The 20,291-nt window shown below is 49.9% G+C and carries 18 protein-coding genes and 1 riboswitch; of the genes, 5 read left to right on the plus strand and 13 right to left on the minus strand.

Translation table 11 applies throughout. From position 1 onward, the window contains the following. Positions 1–207 precede the first annotated feature (207 nt). Complete coding sequence (locus J7E85_RS11585; protein ID WP_215157926.1) at positions 208–1,116, minus strand: metallophosphoesterase; 909 nt, start codon at positions 1,114–1,116, stop codon at positions 208–210. Between the two features lie 97 nt (positions 1,117–1,213). Here J7E85_RS11585 and J7E85_RS11590 point away from each other — a divergent pair, with 97 nt between their 5' ends. Then, the gene (locus tag J7E85_RS11590) at positions 1,214–2,593 is read left to right on the plus strand and encodes an aldehyde dehydrogenase (RefSeq protein WP_215157928.1); all 1,380 of its coding nucleotides are present in this window, start codon (positions 1,214–1,216) and stop codon (positions 2,591–2,593) included. Positions 2,594–2,726: 133 nt separating this feature from the next. On the opposite strand, the gene J7E85_RS11595 is transcribed toward J7E85_RS11590, so the two are convergent. The 5 genes from J7E85_RS11595 to J7E85_RS11615 form a co-directional block, all read right to left on the minus strand. Next, positions 2,727–3,413 (minus strand): potassium channel family protein, encoded by a 687-nt coding sequence (locus tag J7E85_RS11595; protein ID WP_215157930.1) that lies wholly within the window; start codon positions 3,411–3,413, stop codon positions 2,727–2,729. Between the two features lie 212 nt (positions 3,414–3,625). Beyond that, positions 3,626–4,426 carry an AAC(3) family N-acetyltransferase gene (locus J7E85_RS11600; protein WP_215157932.1) on the minus strand — a complete coding sequence of 267 codons (801 nt, stop codon included), beginning with the start codon at positions 4,424–4,426 and terminating at the stop codon, positions 3,626–3,628. Between the two features lie 116 nt (positions 4,427–4,542). Beyond that, positions 4,543–5,307: a succinate dehydrogenase iron-sulfur subunit gene (sdhB, locus tag J7E85_RS11605; protein WP_076324823.1), complete on the minus strand. Its 765-nt coding sequence runs from the start codon at positions 5,305–5,307 to the stop codon at positions 4,543–4,545. 19 nt (positions 5,308–5,326) lie between these two features. After that, entirely contained in the window at positions 5,327–7,069 is a 1,743-nt protein-coding gene (gene sdhA / locus J7E85_RS11610; protein WP_076324824.1) for a succinate dehydrogenase flavoprotein subunit, read from the minus strand. Between the two features lie 16 nt (positions 7,070–7,085). Further along, entirely contained in the window at positions 7,086–7,754 is a 669-nt protein-coding gene (locus J7E85_RS11615; RefSeq protein ID WP_215157934.1) for a succinate dehydrogenase cytochrome b558 subunit, read from the minus strand. A gap of 261 nt (positions 7,755–8,015) precedes the next feature. On the opposite strand from J7E85_RS11615, the gene J7E85_RS11620 reads away from it, so the two are divergent. Next, complete coding sequence (locus J7E85_RS11620) at positions 8,016–8,933, plus strand: LysR family transcriptional regulator (protein ID WP_215157936.1); 918 nt, start codon at positions 8,016–8,018, stop codon at positions 8,931–8,933. Positions 8,934–8,985: 52 nt separating this feature from the next. Here the strand turns inward: J7E85_RS11620 and J7E85_RS11625 are convergent, their stop codons facing one another. Next, positions 8,986–9,660: a potassium channel family protein gene (locus tag J7E85_RS11625; protein WP_215157938.1), complete on the minus strand. Its 675-nt coding sequence runs from the start codon at positions 9,658–9,660 to the stop codon at positions 8,986–8,988. 16 nt (positions 9,661–9,676) lie between these two features. Continuing rightward, positions 9,677–11,017 carry a TrkH family potassium uptake protein gene (locus J7E85_RS11630; protein WP_215157946.1) on the minus strand — a complete coding sequence of 447 codons (1,341 nt, stop codon included), beginning with the start codon at positions 11,015–11,017 and terminating at the stop codon, positions 9,677–9,679. 64 nt (positions 11,018–11,081) lie between these two features. Continuing rightward, positions 11,082–11,226: riboswitch (cyclic di-AMP (ydaO/yuaA leader) on the minus strand. Positions 11,227–11,517: 291 nt separating this feature from the next. On the opposite strand from J7E85_RS11630, the gene J7E85_RS11635 reads away from it, so the two are divergent. After that, the gene (locus J7E85_RS11635; RefSeq protein WP_215157948.1) at positions 11,518–13,206 is read left to right on the plus strand and encodes a CPBP family intramembrane glutamic endopeptidase; all 1,689 of its coding nucleotides are present in this window, start codon (positions 11,518–11,520) and stop codon (positions 13,204–13,206) included. Here J7E85_RS11635 and uvrC read toward each other — a convergent pair. Further along, the gene (uvrC, locus tag J7E85_RS11640; protein WP_215157950.1) at positions 13,178–15,181 is read right to left on the minus strand and encodes an excinuclease ABC subunit UvrC; all 2,004 of its coding nucleotides are present in this window, start codon (positions 15,179–15,181) and stop codon (positions 13,178–13,180) included. The genes J7E85_RS11635 and uvrC overlap by 29 nt on opposite strands. Positions 15,182–15,316: 135 nt before the next feature. Beyond that, complete coding sequence (trxA, locus tag J7E85_RS11645) at positions 15,317–15,634, minus strand: thioredoxin (RefSeq protein WP_076324831.1); 318 nt, start codon at positions 15,632–15,634, stop codon at positions 15,317–15,319. A 251-nt stretch (positions 15,635–15,885) separates the two neighbouring features. Here trxA and J7E85_RS11650 point away from each other — a divergent pair, with 251 nt between their 5' ends. Beyond that, positions 15,886–16,041, plus strand: coding sequence for a YqzM family protein (locus J7E85_RS11650; protein WP_215157952.1), 156 nt, complete (start codon positions 15,886–15,888; stop codon positions 16,039–16,041). A 119-nt stretch (positions 16,042–16,160) separates the two neighbouring features. Here the strand turns inward: J7E85_RS11650 and dnaI are convergent, their stop codons facing one another. The 3 genes from dnaI to J7E85_RS11665 all read right to left on the minus strand — a co-directional run bounded on the left by dnaI (position 16,161) and on the right by J7E85_RS11665 (position 19,151). Further along, positions 16,161–17,114: a primosomal protein DnaI gene (gene dnaI / locus J7E85_RS11655; protein ID WP_215157962.1), complete on the minus strand. Its 954-nt coding sequence runs from the start codon at positions 17,112–17,114 to the stop codon at positions 16,161–16,163. A 33-nt stretch (positions 17,115–17,147) separates the two neighbouring features. Next, the gene (locus tag J7E85_RS11660) at positions 17,148–18,653 is read right to left on the minus strand and encodes a replication initiation and membrane attachment family protein (RefSeq protein ID WP_076324833.1); all 1,506 of its coding nucleotides are present in this window, start codon (positions 18,651–18,653) and stop codon (positions 17,148–17,150) included. A 198-nt stretch (positions 18,654–18,851) separates the two neighbouring features. Then, the gene (locus tag J7E85_RS11665; RefSeq protein ID WP_215158123.1) at positions 18,852–19,151 is read right to left on the minus strand and encodes a YuiB family protein; all 300 of its coding nucleotides are present in this window, start codon (positions 19,149–19,151) and stop codon (positions 18,852–18,854) included. A 250-nt stretch (positions 19,152–19,401) separates the two neighbouring features. On the opposite strand from J7E85_RS11665, the gene hemQ reads away from it, so the two are divergent. Next, complete coding sequence (gene hemQ / locus J7E85_RS11670; RefSeq protein WP_215157964.1) at positions 19,402–20,151, plus strand: hydrogen peroxide-dependent heme synthase; 750 nt, start codon at positions 19,402–19,404, stop codon at positions 20,149–20,151. The last annotated feature ends 140 nt before the right edge of the window (positions 20,152–20,291 follow it).

Genomic DNA, 20,291 nt, shown 5'->3' on the forward strand with positions numbered 1-20,291 from the left:
GAATTTACATAGGAAGCACAGCAAAATAGGCAAAAAAAAGTGGACCCGTTACCGGGTCCAAAACATAATATATATTCTCAAAAGGGGGTCATGTGATAAGTTTAACCCGCGGCTGTTAGAGTTTGATAACAGGTATATTTCATTTGTGTAACAAATTCCAAGTGAGCCTTTCATCTTGACATGTTCAGATCACAGATTTCATTCCCTTCATGCCATTGAGCGCAAGGTGAGCACGGTAAGCTCCGGTTTGCATAAGAAACGAAAAGGCAGCTGCGTCGTGCCGATTCCCCTATTTACATAGAGCAGCATTCCTTGTGAACCGATGGTATATAGGCCTTGCACATAACGCTTTGCCCCGGGCGGCGTGATCACCTCTCCCATCCAGGGCAAACGGATCTGGCCCCCATGGCTGTGTCCCGACAGCTGGAGATGGAATGAATGGGCTGCAGTTGTGTCAGCATAATCCGGCTCGTGCATCAGCAGCAGCTTGAACATCCCGTCGGGTAAATCTTGAATGGCCGCTGCCGGATCCGGCTGGCCCCAGAATGCATCGTCCAAACCTGCCACGGCGATAACAGCACCATCCCGCCTTAGCTTCACGGCGGTGTTCCGCAGCACCTGAAATCCGGCCTCTTCCTCCATAGAAATCAGTGTCTCCACATCTTTGTAATCATGGTTACCCAATATAGAAAATAAGCCGAGAGGGGCCTTCAGCTCGGTGAACGGTTGAATGGCGGCCCTCATATCCTCTGTGTTGCCGTCCACCATATCCCCTGTGAAACAGATCATGTCCGGTTTCTCATTTTGAATCGCTTGCACCACACGGGCCACGTCTTTTGCCCCGGTGTGAAAGCCCAGATGCAAATCGCTAAACTGAACGACCTTCATCCCATCAAAAGCCTTAGGCAGTGAAGGAAGCGCCAATGTCCGTCTCGTAATGTCCAATTGACGAGGCTCCCATAAAGACGCGTAAGCCCCGCCTGCAGCGCCAACACCAACCACGGCGGAAACACCGATCTTCAGAAATTGGCGGCGCGACATCTTTGTCTGCATGATGTCTCGCTTTGCCCCGTCATGGGCTGTGCCATGGGGAGTAGACGAGGATGGATTTCTCATAGGTGGACTTCCTCCTATATAATAATAAAAGAGTGCAAGTTTTAACGGCCTTACGGTTATTCATATATATGGAATAGCAAGAGAAAGGGGTTTACGTATGACTGATAACGATTCAATCACAGCATTAGTTTCAGCGCAGCGGCGTTTTTTTCATAAAGACATCACCAAGGAAGTGGATTTCCGACTGCAGCAGCTGACCAAGCTCCGCCAAGTTCTGATTGCCAGGGAAAACGATATCATGGAGGCCCTTCGCAAAGACTTGAACAAAAGCGAGCAGGAGGCCTTCACGACTGAGATCGGGATTGTCTATAAGGAGCTTTCCTTTGTCATAAAGAATCTGAAGCGCTGGGCCAAGCCGCAGCGTGTCAAAACAGCACTGACGCATGTAGGCAGCAAGGGAATGGTCTACGCTGAGCCCTACGGGACGGTACTGATTATTGCTCCCTGGAATTATCCTTGGCAATTGGCCATCTCTCCGCTGATCGGAGCTTTAGCCGCTGGGAACACCGCAATTGTAAAGCCCTCCGAGCTGACACCTAACGTATCCGGACTCATTACGTCCATCATCACGGAGACGTTTGAGCCGCAATATGTGGCTTCGGTGGAGGGAGGACCCGAGATAAGCACGATCCTGCTGGAGCAGCCGATGGATTATATCTTCTTCACCGGCAGTACCCCTGTCGGCAAAATTGTCATGGAAGCCGCCGCCAAGCAGTTGATCCCGGTGACGCTAGAGCTAGGAGGCAAAAGCCCCTGTATCGTCCACGAGGATGCTCCCCTGGCCCTGGCGGCTTCACGTATCGCATTCGGCAAGTATACAAATGCCGGCCAAACCTGCGTTGCCCCGGATTATGTTCTCGTACACAGCAAGGTCAAGGAGAAGTTCATCGCGCACCTGAAAGACGCCATCACTTCGTTCTACGGCGAGAACCCGCTAACCAATCCCGACTATGGGCGCATTGTTTCGGAGAAGCATTTTGATCGGCTGTCCGGCTTTCTGAACAACGGAACCCTGCGCCATGGCGGAAACAGTTCTAAGGAAAAATTGCTCATCGAGCCCACCGTGCTGGACGATATCACTTGGGATATGCCAGTCATGGAAGAAGAGATTTTCGGCCCCCTGTGCCCGATCCTGACTTATGAGAATGTACACGAAGCTGTCCAGGCGATTAATCACCGCCCCAAACCGCTCGCCCTTTACTTGTTCACGGAGAATGAAGACGTTCAGGATTACGTACTCTCCTCGGTTTCTTTTGGCGGGGGATGTGTTAACGATACGCTGATGCATCTGGCCACTCCCTTCCTTCCATTCGGGGGTGTCGGCGAGAGCGGAATGGGCGCCTACCATGGGGAATACAGCTTCCATACCTTCTCCCATAAGAAGAGCGTGCTCAAGCAAACCAACCGGTTCGATTTTAAATTCCGCTACCCTTCCAAGAACGGGCTCGGCATTCTGAAAAAGCTGATGAAACCGTAGCTTGAACTAAGACTTTGCTTAATTGCCCATTGGCACAAATAAAAAAGGCACACCGACGATAAAATGTACCTCACAGAGTAGACACCTAAAAAAGGGTCAACCTACGGGGTACATTTTACAATGGTGCGCCTTTTTACATGGATGAATGCTTTCTCCGATGCGGCTTATTGGCCTTCGCCTTCTCTTCACTGTCATCCATCTCCAAGCCGTCATCGCCGGGCTTAAAGATCCGGCGCAGCGTCCCCAGCATGGACAGCGCATACGCAACGGTAATGAAACTGAAGGCAATCTCCATCACCACGACAAGCCGGGACGTATTATCGACTGGGGCTATATCGCCATATCCGACCGTGACAAACGTCGCCATACTGAAATACAGGAAGCTAATGAACTGGCTTAGCAAATCCTGGCCGATATTCTCGCCTTCGAAGGAAATGCCTCCGAACAGCTTATAGATCGACATATACACCATCGTGAAAAACAAAATGCACATCCCCGCCGCCATGCTAATCCGAACCAAGGTTGTTTTCATATCAACATGCTGATTGACGGAGTCTGCAATTCTATCGAATATATACAGCACATAAAAAATAACGGAGCATAATGCAAACAGCAGGATCAGAGCGCGCATGCCGCCTTCACCGGGTACCACGTTCATCAGATCGATCCACCCCAGCAAATCTTCAACCGATACCAGGACATAAATGAGCAGTGGAGCAAGCAGCAAAGGCCTGCTGGACCACTTCTTGTCCATACTGTAGAACAAATAAATCAACAGCAGGAAGCCCGTCAAATTGAGCAGCCACATCCACCATGACATCTTCAAGTCCCTCCTTTGGCTTGTGGCCCTCAAACGGCAGCCCGTACCATTACATCTTTATTACCCTCGTAACGGTATTTATGCACCTGAAGGTCACTGGTAGTCGGCCCCTGCTCGCTTTAAACTACATTCATCTCCACCTGATCTTTTGTTAAAAATAGCGACAAAACACGTACAGCGAGTCGAACGAAAGCCGTCCAACTGCTTTAGATCTAACGGTTCTTCTCCAACCACTGCGCAGCATGATCCACCATCGCCCGCTGTTCTGCCAACACACAGACTGCCTTTCCTACACGGCCATGCTTATATGCATCGGGACATTGCGCTTCAAACGAGGCTCCAATCGCTTCAAAATCGTCGGAATGATAGTTGATATCCTGGAATGCCTCCCACTTTGTTATTCCCTGCATCCTGCGTACTGGCGCGTGGGCGGTTACCACCTTCTTGCCTGCCCAATCCGTGCGGTATTCGCTAAGGTGGAAGGAAGTATTATTGCCATAGCCACTACCCAGCATAAGCACGTAAGCACCCGCTTCATATAAGCGTGCCAGCGGCGAGGCTTCGCCCAAGCTGTCATCCAGCGGATGAGAATGCATAAGTTCGATCGCGTCCCTGCCGCGTGCTGCAAAAGAAACATGAGGATGGGAGCTTCGAACGACCCCTTCTTGCTTGCGGAACACCTCCGGAATGATCCCCATCCCTGATGTAACGGTCAGATCTGGGTCATAGGGAGGCATGCTCTCGCGGATCAAATCCCACCATTTTGGGTCGGCCGGAGGGTTTCCCCATGTCTTCGGATCGGTTAAGTTCGCAGACTGCGTTGGCATCACCAGTGTCCCTTCATCGCCCAGTACGTCTTCCAGGGCCAGTATAACCGCCTCCGGACCACCGACAATCCATCCGCCCACGCTTTTGAGCGAGGAATGGACGAGCAGGGTCATTCCCTTCCGTACGCCAAGAGCGAGCAGGTCATCGCTTATATCCTTTATCGTAATCGGTTTTTCGATGATCAAGTGACTCATCTCCATTTCAATATCCTAATAAACACATGTTTTATATCATACAACAAAAAAAGCGCCTGCCCGAAGCCATGCCCCGGTCAGACGCCTTGGTGTTGAAGCTAAACCGATTAAACGCCAAGCCAGCGCTTAAACAGATGTTTGGTTGTGTCCTTGTTCATTTCCGCAATCGACGTAGTCAGCGGAATGCCCTTCGGACAAGAACGCACGCAGTTCTGCGAGTTGCCGCAGCCCTCGATGCCTCCGTCCTGCATCAGCGCTTCCAGACGCTCTTCCTTGTTCATCTCACCTGTCGGGTGAGCATTGAACAAGCGAACTTGGGAAATAGCGGCTGGTCCGATAAAGTCTGTTTTTTCGTTGACGTTCGGGCAAGCCTCAAGACATACACCGCATGTCATACATTTGGACAGCTCGTAAGCCCACTGACGCTTCTTCTCCGCCATTTTAGGTCCGGGGCCAAGGTCGTAGGTACCATCGATCGGAATCCACGCCTTCACGCGCTTGAGCGCCGTGAACATACGACTGCGGTCGATAACCAAGTCTCTTACAACCGGGAACGTCTTCATCGGCTGAATCCGGATCGGCTGTTCCAGCTTATCGATCAATGCCGCACACGCTTGGCGCGGCTTGCCGTTAATGACCATGGAGCAAGCTCCGCACACTTCTTCAAGGCAGTTGGAGTCCCAGCATACTGGTGCGGTGGTTTGGCCCTGTGCATTTTTGGGATTGCGCTGAATTTCCATCAGCGCACTAATGACGTTCATGCCGGGACGGTACGGAATTTCGAATTCCTCAGTATAGGATTTCGTCTCCGGATTGTCCTGACGTGTAATGATAAACTTAACGCTCTTTGAGGCGGCTGCCGTTTGAGACATCGTAAATCCCCCTTCCTTCTTACTTGTCTTTCGAATAGTCGCGAATACGCGGTGGGATTAAGGAAACATCCACTTCTTCGTATGAAATCTGTGGTCCATCAGGCGTCCAGGTTGCTTTGGTTGTCTTGAGGAACTCTTCATCGTTACGATCAGGGAAATCCGGCTTGTAGTGAGCGCCCCGGCTTTCGTTACGGAGAAGCGCACCCAGCGTCATGGCCTCGGACAACTCCAGCATGTTCCACAGCTGGCGTGTGAACGCCACGCCCTGGTTGTTCCAGCGGGAGGTATCCGTCATATTGATATTGCGGTAACGCTGCTTCAATTCCTTGATTTTGCCGATGGTAGCTTCAAGCTTGTCGTTGTAGCGAACAACCGTCATGTTGTTGGTCATCCATTCGCCGAGCTCTTTATGGATCACATAAGCATTCTCGGTTCCTTCCATCTTGAGCAGGCCTTCATACTTGGTCGTTTGCTCTTTCGCTACGCGGTCAAATACGGTGGAGGAAACATCCTCAGCGGACTTCTTCAAGCCTTTGACATATTCAATCGCTTTCGGTCCGGCCACCATACCGCCGTAAATGGCGGAGACCAGGGAGTTCGCTCCCAAACGGTTCGCACCGTGATATTGATACTCGCATTCTCCGGCTGCAAACAGCCCGGGAATGTTCGTCATTTGGTTGTAATCGACCCACATGCCGCCCATGGAATAATGGACTGCCGGGAAGATCTTCATCGGGATTTTACGCGGATCGTCGCCCATGAATTTCTCATAGATCTCGATGATACCGCCAAGCTTTACGTCCAGCTCTTTCGGATCTTTATGGGAGAGATCCAGGTAGACCATGTTCTCGCCATTGATCCCAAGTCCCATATCGACGCAGACGGAGAAGATTTCACGCGTAGCAATGTCACGCGGCACCAGGTTTCCGTAAGCAGGGTATTTCTCTTCGAGGAAATACCACGGCTTGCCGTCTTTATAGGTCCAGATCCGTCCGCCTTCACCACGTGCCGATTCCGACATCAAGCGGAGCTTGTCATCGCCTGGAATTGCTGTCGGGTGAATCTGGATAAACTCGCCGTTCGCATAATGCACGCCTTGCTGATAAACGGCACTGGCCGCTGTTCCCGTGTTGATCACCGAGTTGGTCGTTTTTCCGAAAATAATACCAGGACCACCGCTTGCGAGTATAACGGCTTCAGCTTTGAACGCCTTAATCTCCATCGAGCGCAGATCCTGGGCAGCGATACCGCGGCATACGCCTTCGTCGTCGATGATCGCATTAAGGAACTCCCAGTTCTCGTACTTGGTCACAAGACCCGCAGTTTCCCAGCGGCGAACCTGCTCGTCAAGCGCATAGAGCAGTTGCTGTCCGGTCGTTGCGCCGGCGAATGCCGTCCGGTGACGCTTTGTTCCGCCGAAACGGCGAAAATCGAGCAGACCTTCCGGCGTACGGTTAAACATAACGCCCATGCGGTCCATCAAGTGGATAATGCCCGGAGCCGCTTCACACATCGCTTTGACCGGAGGCTGATTCGCAAGGAAGTCGCCGCCGTATACCGTATCGTCAAAGTGCTCCCAAGGAGAGTCACCCTCACCTTTTGTATTCACGGCTCCATTGATGCCGCCTTGCGCGCACACGGAGTGAGAGCGTTTAACAGGTACAAGTGAGAATAGATGAACGTGAGCTCCTGCTTCTGCCGCTTTGATGGTTGCCATCAGCCCGGCGAGGCCGCCACCCACTACAATAATATTAGATGCCATTTTTCGTTCACTCCCCTTAACTTAAGACTGTCTTAACTAGATCGATCATTGCTGTCGCCGCCTCGAATTCGGAACTGCGGAATGCTGTCATAGCCAGAACGAACAACACGCTCATCAATACGAACAAGCCCATGCAGATGTAAGTGGATACCTTCTGCGCGCGTGGACCGACGGTGATGCCCCAGCTAACGAGGAACGCCCACAGGCCGTTTGTGAAGTGGAAGACTGCCGACACAACGCCGATGACGTACAGAGTAAACAGAATCGGATTGTTCATGATGCCATGCATGGTCGCGCCCAAATCGTCATGCGTGATTTTGCCGATCATGATTTGGAAACGCGTATCGTACATATGCCAGATAACAAAAACGAACGTAATAACGCCGGTGATCCGTTGGACGGTGAAACGGATGTTCCGTTCATAGTTGAAATTGCCCACGTTGTTATTTGCCTGGTAAGCAATGTATAACCCGTAGACACCGTGATATAGCAGTGGCAGCCAGATCAGGAACAGCTCGAGGAAAAATATCAGCGGCATGCTGTTCAAAAAATGGACCGCGCTTGCAAAGCCTTCCTTTCCACCCTCGAAAGCCTTATAGTTGGAAATCATATGGCTGAGCAAAAATGCTCCAAGCGGTATGACACCGAGCAAAGAATGCAGCTTTCTGGAATAATACCCTTTCATCAGTTGACGTTCCCCTTTCCAATGTGCAGCGTTTTCATTTTCAATCTTTCCTATTTTCAGAACAATTACACTTACCCTGTCCTAAAACCGTTGCAACGACAAAAAGCTGCCGATTTCGGCAATCGTGTGAACAACTTGTGTCATGTTTCATGTTACTCCTTTTTTTCTTATAATGGAATTGCAATATAATTATTAATCGTTATAATCTATACGCATAAGCAATATTTTGCACATATGTCTATTTTATATAGGAGGAATTCCATGTTTGAAGAACTGGACATGTTCGCCGTCGTTGTAGAGCAATCCAGCATAAACCAAGCCTCCAAGCTGCTTAACTTGTCACAGCCAGCCCTGTCCAGGAAAATAGCCAAGCTGGAGGACCAGCTCGGGCTGCAGCTGTTCAACCGCCGCGGCAAACGGCTGGAGCTTACCTCCATCGGACAGATTGTGTACACCTTTGCCCTGGAGCAGCGCCAGCAGCAGATCAAATTCATGCAGACCTTGGCCCATTACCGGGAGGGGGATCAGATCTCGATCAACCTGGGGGCCAGCCTAACCACACTGCAGACCACCTTGCCCCCGCTCGTTAACGCATTCATGGAGCGTCATCCCGCGGCCGAAATCAAGCTGATCACCGGCAAGACCCATGAGATCGTTTCTTATGTAAGAGATAAACGGGTCGATGTTGGCATTGTCGCCTCCTCCATCAACCAGCCCGGCTTAAACTGCATTCCGCTGTTTGATGACCATCTTGAGCTTGTCATCCCATCTTCACACCCGCTGGCGGAGATCGAGGATGTCGGCATCGAGCAGCTTCAAGGCTTGCCGATGATCATTTTCTCAACCGGAACCTGGTACCGCAAGTTGACGGATGACCTGTTCCACCGATGGGGCATTATGCCGGATATTCGGATGGAGATCGATTCCTTCGAAGCGATCGTCAGACTCATCCCGACCTGCAAGGCAGCCGCGCTTCTGCCCAAATCCTATCTGAGGCCGCAGCTGTTGTCCGATAACGGGCTTGTCGACATTCATATTCCGGCACTCATTGAAACCCGGCGAACAACTTCGCTGATCTACGGCCAAGCCTCGGAGCTGAGCAAGGCAGCCAGCCGCTGGATTGACGAAACGGAAGTCCTGTTCCGTAAGCTGGAGGAGGATAAAACGAAGAAAACCTGACGATAAACATGGGGACTGACCCCATAACCGTCAGGTTTTTTTTCTTCTATATTTATTTTTCGAGCATATTCACGACCTCAGACTCAAAGAGATCCACATTATCATTGGACCCGATTACGACCATAATGTCGCCGGAGTTCACCACATCCATGGCTGTTGGCGCTACGATGATGCCGGATTGTTTATTCAGGGCCACCACGCTGACACCGTAGCGAACCCTCGTATTGAGCTCGCTAAGTGTTTTTCCGTCCATGCAGTCCGTGACCGTCATCTCCACAATCAGATAGTCCTTGGATAATTCGATATAGTCGAGCAGGTTGGGCGTGACAAGCTGGTGAGCTACCCGGATCCCCATATCCCGTTCCGGAAAGATCACCCGGTCCACGCCCAGCTTCTCCAGCGCCCGGCCGTGCAGCACCGAAATCGCCTTGGCAACGACCATAGTGACACCAAGCTCTTTCAACAAGATGGCGGATAAGATGCTCATCTGAATATCGTTCCCGATCGCCACAATCCCGCAGTCGAAGTTACGGATACCGAGCGATTTAAGCACCTCTTCGTCCGTAGCATCCGCCACCACCGTGTGCGTCAGCAGCTCGCTCATATCCTCGACAACCTCTTCACTGCGGTCGATGCCGAGCACCTCATATCCCTGTTCCATCAGTTCAAGCGCCAGGCTGGCGCCAAATCGTCCCAAACCGATGATTGCAAATTGCTTTGGTTTCATGTCTCTCCTGTACTCCTTATCCAATAATCATTTTGCCTTCCGGATGACGATATAATTCTTTACCCTTTTTTGGCCCCAGTGCATAAGCAAGCGTCAAAGGCCCCAATCGCCCTGCAAACATCGTAATACTGATCAAAATCTTCCCGAATCCCGTCAGTTCAGGCGTTAAACCCATGGAGAGACCCACCGTACCGAAGGCGGATGTCGTTTCGAATAGGATCTCCAGGAAGCTCCCTTCCTCTGTCGTTGACAGAATCATCGATACGATTAGAACGAGCAGCAGTGCCAGTAATGCAATGGTCAGTGCCTTCAGCACCCGCTCCTGGGCCAGGCGATAACGGAACATGACGATGTCTTCACGCCCGCGCATCATGGCGATAACCGCCCCCACCATAATGGTGAAGGTTGTTGTTTTGATACCGCCACCGGTTGACCCTGGGGATGCTCCGATAAACATCAGAATCACGATAAAAAATTGCGTGGCCTGTCGAAGCCCCGTAATATCTATAGTATTCGCGCCAGCTGTACGGGGCGTTACGGACTGGAATAACGCACCGAAGAATTTTCCGCCCCAATTCAGAGAGCCGAGCGTCTTCGGATTGGTGAATTCAAATATAAGAATGACGATAAATCCAACCAGCAGCAAGGTAGCCGTCATGGTGAGCACTACTTTGGAGTGCAAGGAAAGTCTCAGCTGTTTTCGGAAATCAATCAGATCGGATAATACGATAAAACCAATGCCGCCTGAGACAATCAAAAACATCACGACTATGTTGACTACAGGATCGTAGACATACCCGGTCAAACTCCGAAAATCACCAAACAAATCAAAACCGGCGTTGTTAAACATCGTGACTGCATGAAAAACGCCATAATAAATCGCCTGGCCGAACGGCATATCAAACGCCCAGCGGATCGATAGAATGATGGCACCGCAGGCCTCAATGATGAGGGAGTACAACAACACTCTGCGAATCAGCCTTACGATTCCTTCCATTGAGGACTGATTCATCGCTTCCTGCAGAATGAGACGATCCTTGAGCGATATGCGTCTTTTCAGAGCCAAGGCAAATAAAGTAGCCATCGTCATAAATCCGAGCCCGCCGATCTGAATCAGCAGCATAATCACGACTTCTCCGAAGGAACTGAATGTCGTTCCTGTATCCACCACAACCAGACCCGTTACACATGTTGCCGATGTTGAAGTGAACAAGGCATCGATAAATTCAAGCGGTTCACCTGTACTTGTGGAAATCGGCAGCATTAACAGCGCCGTCCCGATGAAGATAATAGCCGCAAAACCAAGCACGAGAATCTGCGGCGGAGACAACCTGAGCCAGTTAAATTTAGAGTTCAATCGGTCACCTTCTTAAAAAAAATCAAGAAAAAAGACACTGGAAAACGCAGTGCCCTTTACGGTCTGGTTCCTGTGCTGCAGCCTACGAGGTTAGCTGACGGATTCGGGCATTTCCACAGGTCGCCCTATTCATTATTCGAGGAATAATGAAATTCACCCCAATTACATGGTTCCCCCATTTTCAGTACGAAATTCGGCTGGAATATTCGGTTCCTTGAAGCATGATGTGATTATAACGCAATCTGGTACGTAACCCAATGCCGTTTTTTACCCAAAAAATCTTTAAAAGAGCGCGAATTGGGCATATTCAAGAATACAAGCATAGGGTTCTCTAACGTTTTCGAAACCTTTCATTCATTTTCATCGATTTGTTTCATTATTCCGGATATTGGGATAAGCTGCTTATGACTTTCATAACTATGTTATATTGACTCTATGTGTTCTTAATCAGGCATATCGAATACCAGTGGGAGTATCAACTTTCCTAGAGGAGGAATTTCATGAATCGTGCAAGAGAGTCCTTGAAGCTGAAGCCCAATCTGAAGCAGCTCATCGCGCCTGCCGCAGTCGGCCTGATTCTGTTCCTATTATTTCAGGTATTTCCGTCGACGAATCCGGATTCTACCGAGATGACATCTCCGAATATCATATCCAAGGAGCAGGCTCGGCAAGCTGCTTCAAGCTTTACTCAGGAGCATTTGCAGTTTATGGCTGCAAAAACGGATGATACATTGGTTACATATCAATCCAAATCGGAACTTTACGGATATCTGGCGAAGGAAAAGAAACTTTCGGAATACAACAAAACCTATGAAGCCAAATATCCCTATGACGTATACCGCGTTCGCTTCAGCGAGCCGGGAGGCGACGCCCTCAATGTGGACGTGCACATGCAAAATTCAGGCATCGTCGGATTCTCGTACGATTACGCCCGCTCCAGCTATGACCGGATTGAGCTGAACAAGGGCGATGTACAAAGGCAGATGCTGCTTGTCGTCGAGGACGGCATGTCATTAGCCGAGAAGCAAGCGCTCGCGGAGCCTTGGCTCCAGCGAGCGGGCTATGACCTGTCGCGCCTTGAGCTGGTTACGCGGGAAGGGGAACCCCGGCTCCGATATGTGGACCCGGAATCCAAGATCGGCGATTCCCGATTGGAGCACCGTTTCACCTTCGAACATGGGAAACTACGCTCCTATGAGCCATCCTTCTCAGTCCCAGCCGCCCATTCCGCCTATGTCAACAAGCAGACTCAGAATGCAACGCTGCTGACACTCGCAGGGTATGGCCTGTTCACCCTCATCCTTGGCATTCTTGCGATTGTGTACAGCGTGAAGACCAGAGCCTATACGTCGTTTAAGCGCGGCCTGTTCCTATCGGTGCTGCTGTTTATCATTCAGATGCTAAATACGTATAATCTGATTCCCGTTTTCAAATCCGAGGGGATGTCGCAAACCGGTATATTCGGGATGATGATTTTCTATGCGGTCTATTCACTCATCTTCTCTGCCCTGCTCTATTTCTCCCTTGTCGGGGGCAACGGGCTATGGCAAAAAGAAGACGGGCTCAATCCATGGCCGCGCGCCAAAGAACCCGGATACGGACATTATGTTCTGGACAGCATGAAGCTGGGATATATGTGGGCTTTCATCCTGCTTGGGATCCAATCCATTATCTTTATCGTTCTGGGCCTAACCTTAAAAACATGGTCCACCACGGATGCCACACAGTCGCCTTACAACATGCTCTATCCTTGGCTGTTTCCGCTGATGGCCTGGCTGGCCGGCATATCCGAAGAGGCCGTCTATCGACTGTTCGGTATCAAAATGGTGAAAAAAATCGTCCGCAATACTTTTGTGGCCAGTTTGATTACCTCGCTCATCTGGGCGCTCGGGCATACGCTTTATCCGATATACCCTGTAATTTCCCGACCCATTGAACTGGTTATCATCGGCTTGCTGTTCAGCTACATCTTTTTGAAATACGGGTACTTGGCAGCCATGTTCTCCCATGTCATCTTTAATAGCATCTTGATGGGCATTAGCCTGATCCTGCTCAAGGACACCACCAACTTGCTGATCGGTGCTTTCTACATGGTGCTTCCTGCGCTTGTCGCCTATGCGATTTATCGTTTCAATCCAACAAAAAAAGAGAAGCCGTATGTCACGACTCCTCCTCACGAAGTACCTTAAGAATTTCCGTTGCTAATTTCTCACCGATTGAAAGGGGCTTGAAGTCTTCGACTGAAGCCTCTTTTATTTTTTTGACCGAGCCAAAATGCTTCAACAGCAGCTTCCGGCGCTTCTCTCCAATGCCCGGGATGGAATCCAGCTTGGAGGATACCATCGATTTGCCGCGCTGTTCGCGGTGGAAGGAAATCGCAAACCGGTGAACCTCATCTTGAATACGCTGCAGCAAATAGAACTCCTGGCTGTCTCGGGGCAGCGTAACCGGCTCCGGCGGGTCTCCGACCATGAGCTGCGCTGTTTTATGCTTGGCATCCTTCACAAGGCCACAGACCGGGATAAACAACCCCAACTCATTCTCCAACACATCGCTGGCGGCGGAAATCTGTCCCTTCCCTCCATCGACCACAATCAGATCGGGAAGCGGCAAGTTCTCCTTCAAGACGCGCTCGTACCGCCGCCGGATCACTTCACGCATCGTATCATAATCGTCCGGTCCCAGCACGGTACGGATCTTGTACTTCCGGTATTCCTTCTTGTCCGGTTTCCCATTGGTGAATACAACCATGGCCGATACCGGGTTGGTCCCCTGGATGTTCGAGTTATCAAATGCCTCGATCCGGTTCAGCGACTGGAGGCCGATTACTTCGCCCAGATTCGCTGCTGCGACCGAGGTGCGTTCTTCATCACGCTCAATCAAGCGGAATTTCTCGTCTAAGGACACTTTTGCATTATCCGACGCCATGCCCACCATCTGTTTCTTCAAACCACGCTGCGGCACATGTACCTTCACGCCGAGCCATTCCTGCAGGGCGGCAGCCCCTCCGGCTGCATCCACGATGCCAGCAGCTTCGGCCTGCTTCTCCTGTGCCTGGACAAGGGCTGCCTGCTGCTCATCGGATGTTCCTGCGGAAAGCGTATTCGCCGAATCCACGGCCTCCTCTGCGCCTAGCACACCTTCATCCACAGCCGTTCCAGCAACCGACTCTGGATCAGCCTCGCCTATCAACAGAGGCTCAGGCAGCAGAATTTCTTGCGGCACTGCAGGATTATCACTGTAATACTGGGCAATAAAAGACATAAAGTCACTGTGCGCATCGCCGTAGAACGGAAAAACGGACTTGTTGCGCTGTACCATTTTCCCTTGGCGCATGTACAGAATCTGTACGCACATCCAGCCTTTATCCACAGCATAACCGAATACGTCGCGGTCCCGCGTATCCGTCGTCGTGATCTTCTGCTTCTCCATTAGCGTATCGATATGGATGATCTGATCCCGCAGTTCTTTGGCACGCTCGAAATACAAATCCTCCGCAGCCTCCTGCATCTTGCGCTGCAGTTCCTTCTTGATCTCTTCATGCCCACCGCTCAGGAATGACGTAATCTCCCCGGTGATCTGTTCATATGCAGACTTTGGAATTTCCTTCACACATGGAGCCAAGCATTGTCCCATATGATAATACAAGCACACTTCTTTCGGCATAACGCCGCATTTGCGCAAAGGATACATCCGGTCCAGCAGCTTTTTGGTCTGCTGTGCCGCATACGCATTCGGGTAGGGGCCAAAGTATTTGGCTTTATCTTTAAGCACTCTTCTGGTCACTTCCAGACGGGGATGCTCTTCATTCGTTATTTTAAGATATGGATAGGTTTTATCATCCTTCAGCAGCACGTTGAATCTCGGCTGATGGGTTTTGATCAGGTTACACTCCAGAATCAAGGCTTCCATGTTGCTGCCGGTCACAATATATTCGAAATCGCGGATTTCCGAAACCAGCATCTGGGTCTTCCCGTTATGGCTTCCGGTAAAATAAGAGCGTACCCGGTTCTTCAGCACTTTAGCCTTGCCCACATAAATTATGGTGCCTTCATGATTCTTCATCAGGTAACAGCCGGGCTGGTCCGGCAGCAATGCCAGCTTGTGGCGGATATTCTCCAGCGCCCTCTCCTGCTCCTGAAGCTGTTTGGCATAATCGTCCATGCTATCCCTCCTCTCCAAGGAGATTATATAGTATTAACCTTAAATATAAAACATTATGAACAACCACACAAAGCGCCTCCGGGTTTCACCGAAGGCGCTTTATGAAAGCAGATTGCAGTCTATGACCAATCCTGCTTATTGATGTTTTGCAATGATGCCCTTCAAGGCTTCTTTGGAGTTCAGACCTACCACTTTATCGACAGGCTGGCCGTCTTTGAAGAAAATCATAGTCGGAATGCTCATCACGCCGAAACGTGCTGCGGATTCCGGATTCTCATCCACGTTCACCTTAGCAATTTTTACAGCATCACCAAGATCTGTGGACAGCTCTTCCAAAATCGGGGCAAGCATTTTACAAGGACCGCACCATGGCGCCCAGAAATCAACTACAACCGTTCCTTGACCTTCCACTTCACTTACGAAGGATTGATCGGTAACGTTTACGATAGCCATTATATTCTCCTCCTCACGGATAATTTTACATATAGTACGAACATAATTGTCGAATGGGTCGACGAATTTAGTATACCACAACCAGTCGGAAAAAGTGAAATATACTCACCTAAAGAAAGAGGATTTTACGGGTTTTTTATGCAATCTTTACAAATGATTTGCGCATTGGGTATACTACTAGTAACAAGTCGGGTGACTGTCAAGTTTTTCGTGTTGGCACGGCATGTTCACCTTTTGAGGAGGCAAGCACCATGGATGTAAACGTACGCGTTAACGATCCACGGGAGCACATCAATGAAGAACCACGCAATGACTTTGGCGATTTGATGATGGGCTTCGTGGGGATGTTTGGTTTCATGACCGTCATCTTTTTCGGATTCGTCATTATCAAGTTCTTGGTTGGCTAATTATTGATGACTCCTTGTGCACAAATAAAAAGTCTGATCCTGCTGCGTTCCACACGCTAACGGGATCAGACTTTTTACAATTCAGGGAAAGCTAGTCCATAGGAAGTTTGCTTGCAATACTAGAATTTCCCTCTCTGATTCTCACCGAATAAATGAACGACATCGACAAAAGGCGCAATTCGGTTCATCAACCGCTGTCCTTTGTGAGCCTCCTCCCCATCCTTGCTCGTGAAACTCAGATGCTGTTCAAGCCCGTCGAGCGGATAGTTCGACGTATAGAAGGTCGGCAGCCGGTTCATCCGGAAATTCAGAATGGAACCGAGGACATGATCCCGAACCCACGGATTCAAATTCTCCGCTCCGATATCGTCAAAGATCAGCAGATCGCAATGCTTCATCGTCTCCACCATGTCCTTCAGCTTCTGTCCGTCCTGCATCATGGTTTTCAGATCTTCCACGAAATCAGGCATATACACGATAACGCCCGAATGGCCCGCTTTCGCGAGCTCATGCATCAGGTAGCCCATCAGGTAGGTCTTACCCGTACCAAACGAACCGGTGAGATACAGGCCGCGCGGGGACAAGCCATTCTCCTTCGTATCCCGGATGTATTTAAAGAGCTGGTGCACCGCCGGTGCCCGCAAGCGGTCCTTCGCCATAATCTCCATGTTGTCATAACCTTCGTTCAAAGCATGCTCATCGACATAAAAGCTGCGAATCCGCTTTTTGATCTGATTCTCATTAGTTTTCGCAATCTGCAGGGAACACGGCGCCTTCCGCTCATAGATCTCCACGGTTCCGTTCATCCGCTGGATATCCAGCTTGCTGAAATGACCCTGAAAATCATTCGGACACCGGTCCAGGCCGGGACACTCCTTGCAGTGGGCCTGATCTCCCGCATATTGATACAGTTTGCTTAAATTCAATCGTATGACCCGATCATCGATCTCCGGGTATTCGCTCCGCAATGCTTGAATCAGAGGATTCCTAAGCAAATCCTCCGTAATCTGCTCCGTTCTGCGCCGGAGCGCAGGACTTTTCATGCTTTCCAGCAGTTCACCAAGGGACTCCATCTCTTGTTCCCTCCTCTCTTCAGCAGGATTTCTTTATCCACCCTTCTTGTTGCCAGCCTGCATTTCTGCCGCAAATCGCATCATTTCTTCGAATTCCTCATCCGATACGGCCTCCGCCTGATCGGACTCTAGAGCCACTGGAATTTCCGGCTTCACCTTTCCGCCTTTAGCGTATGTACGCGTACGTTGTGTGGTTGCCTTCTGCTTGCCTTTCATCTTGGCTTGATCACGTATATACTGAACAGCTTTCTCATAGCTGTTAATCTGCTTCAGCAGCATATTGGAAGCAATGGCCTCCACGAAATTACGGTTGATTCGCTGCTCGCCGCCTGCGGCCATGAGTGACATTAAATAATGAATGAGCACGTTGATGACTTCACCCGGCAGCTTATAGCTCAGGTCGATCTTTTCGAAGATGTCCAGGAACTGCGCTGGGACCGAGCCGGGAAAGAAAGTCTGAAGCAGCCGGGTATAAGGCTCGTTCCGGAGCATCATATTATATTGGTGAATATCGCATTTCGATTGGAACTGGGCAGGAACTTCTACATAGTATTCCATCTCTACGGCATGCTCCTGTGCAGGCTCTTCCGGATCGGCCGTCATCTCCTGATGCAAAGCAACGACCTTGCCCGCGGTAATCTGCCGCTTCTCCTGCATCTTCATTCCCTGCCTAAAGTGAAGACTGGCCTTGTGCTGCAGATCATCCAGCACGACCTCACCATGCTCGGTAAATATGCCGTCCTCATCCAGCAGGCGACACAAATCCTGCGTGCTGAGATCATATTTGCGCACCACGTAATTCACAATGCCCATCTGTTCATGGTCGTAGCGAAGACGCTCCACAAAGACCCGATTGCGGGATTCACGCGGGAAACGGAGAATAATGTCCGCATAGTTCAGACCCTCTCCTTGCGGATTTGGCGGCACCACTGACTTCCGTGACACCGCGACCTCTTCCAGCGCTTGCTCCAGTTCATAATCAATGACATGCGTGTTCAGCTCAAAAATATCATAAAAGGGAACCGAAATGTTCTCCTTGTTGAAGGAAATACCAGACCATTCAAGGGGTTCCTTGCTCCAGAGCTCTTCTCTTAACGACAGAACGGCGAATTTCCCCACCTTGTCGCGAAGCAGCAGCGTCAGATGCTGGGTGTTGAAGAACTCCGCTGGACTGAGCGGTGCTTGCAGCTCATATTCATAGATATGGTCGTCCGTTTCCGGGACAAACATCCGGCTTGTCTGCAGTAAACCTACCGCTTCCAGCTTGGAGGTTTGCTCAATGAGAAAGCGGCGTCCTTTTTCACTAGGCTCAAGCCCTAATGTCAGAAATAATCTTCGCTGCTGTTCAATAGCCGAGTAACCCACCTTCTCCACCGGCACATGCGATACGAGAAGACGGTACAGACTGATCGCAAACGCGCCAACCATCGGTTGATATATCGAACCAAGCATTTTGTCATCCAGGCCGCTTAAGCAGAAGTCACGGTATACGCAGTAACGGTGGTTCTCGGTAAAATGTAAAAAATTAGTCATGCGCATCGTTTATGCTCCCCCTGTCGCCCAAAAATAGACTTCCTCTATTCTATCATAAATCCGTCGTTTCGAAGTCGGTTCTTTCGCATCAAAAATTCTGGAATTCGTGCACCCGCCATTTGCATGCTTCCATAAATAATAAATGACGGCCCCCGGGTATTGCAGAGCCGCCATCAACACTACATTCAATTTGCGCCACGCGCCTTAAAACATTCTAAAGCCTTTAATACGCAATGTCTTAATGGTCCATCCGCTCATGTAGGCACCAATCAGACCTGCAACTCCCGTTAAGTAATCCACCAATTGGAATGACCCGACGTGAGTCCAAAACGACATTTGGTCCCGATCCCACAAGCTGTATACAACGACCGGCAAAATGACAATCACAAACAGATAGCAAGGAAACCAGGTCGTCTTCATCAACATATTGAGGATAAAACCGATACCGAACATCATGACAAAAAACAAAATCATCAGCACGAGCACAGGAATAAATTGAAGCATGATCGCTGTTTTCACCTCTTCTTTATCACCTACGCGTAGCAGCTATTCTACTTTATTGCAGCAAGAAACAGCACACCAAGCTTTAGCTAATAGCTAGTTTACTAAAAATAATGTCACAGATCAACGAACAATCGTGAAATCATTGTGTCGGCGTTTGCCCTTCCGACTGCGCTTACAGTACAATATAGGAAGTTAATGCAAGCGGCCATCCGCTTCTATAATAACGAACATAACGTTTAGGAGTGATCACATGAACGAAGCTGCAATGACGCTTGAGGGCTGGTATGCGCTGCATGATTTCCGCACCATCAATTGGCCGGCCTGGAAAGCTGCAGATGAAGAAGTACGTGCTTTTGCGCTGGACGAGCTGAATGCGTTCCTCGAGGAATGGGATGCCGTCGAAGCTGCCCAGAAAGGCAGTACCGCTGTATATACCATCGTCGGTCAGAAAGCCGATTTCGTATTCATGCTTTTACGCGAGACGCTGGAAGAGCTGAACGCGATCGAGAACGCCTTTAACAAAACAACATTCGCCCAGTTCACCAGCAAGGCTTATTCGTATGTAAGCATTGTCGAGCTGAGCAACTACCTGGCTGGCTCCTCCGACGAGGATCCGATGCAGAATCCGCATGTCATTGCCCGTCTGAAGCCGGCTCTGCCTAAATCGAAGCATATTTGCTTCTATCCGATGAACAAAAAGCGGGATTTGTCCGACAACTGGTACATGCTGAGCATGGATGAACGCAAATCCATGATGAAGAGCCATGGGATGATTGGCCGCGGATATGCCGGCAAGGTCAAACAGATCATCACCGGTTCCGTTGGATTCGACGATTGGGAATGGGGCGTAACCCTGTTCAGTGACGACGCGCTTCAGTTCAAGAAACTCGTGTACGAAATGAGATTTGACGAGGTAAGTGCGCGTTTCGGCGAGTTTGGTCCGTTCTATGTTGGCAACCTGCTCGATCAGGCTTCGTTTACAGATTTAATGAAGGTATAATTCCTTCTGCACATAAAAAACATGTACAAAACCCCACAAAGTGGAGCCTATGCTACGATGTTTATTCCAAATACTTTGCGGGGACCCCAAAAAACTTATAAATTCTAATATGTCAAAAAAGGGATGCTCTCTTCCATGAG

This window comes from Paenibacillus sp. ISL-20 (assembly GCF_018613005.1).
Lineage (GTDB): Bacteria > Bacillota > Bacilli > Paenibacillales > Paenibacillaceae > Paenibacillus_AQ.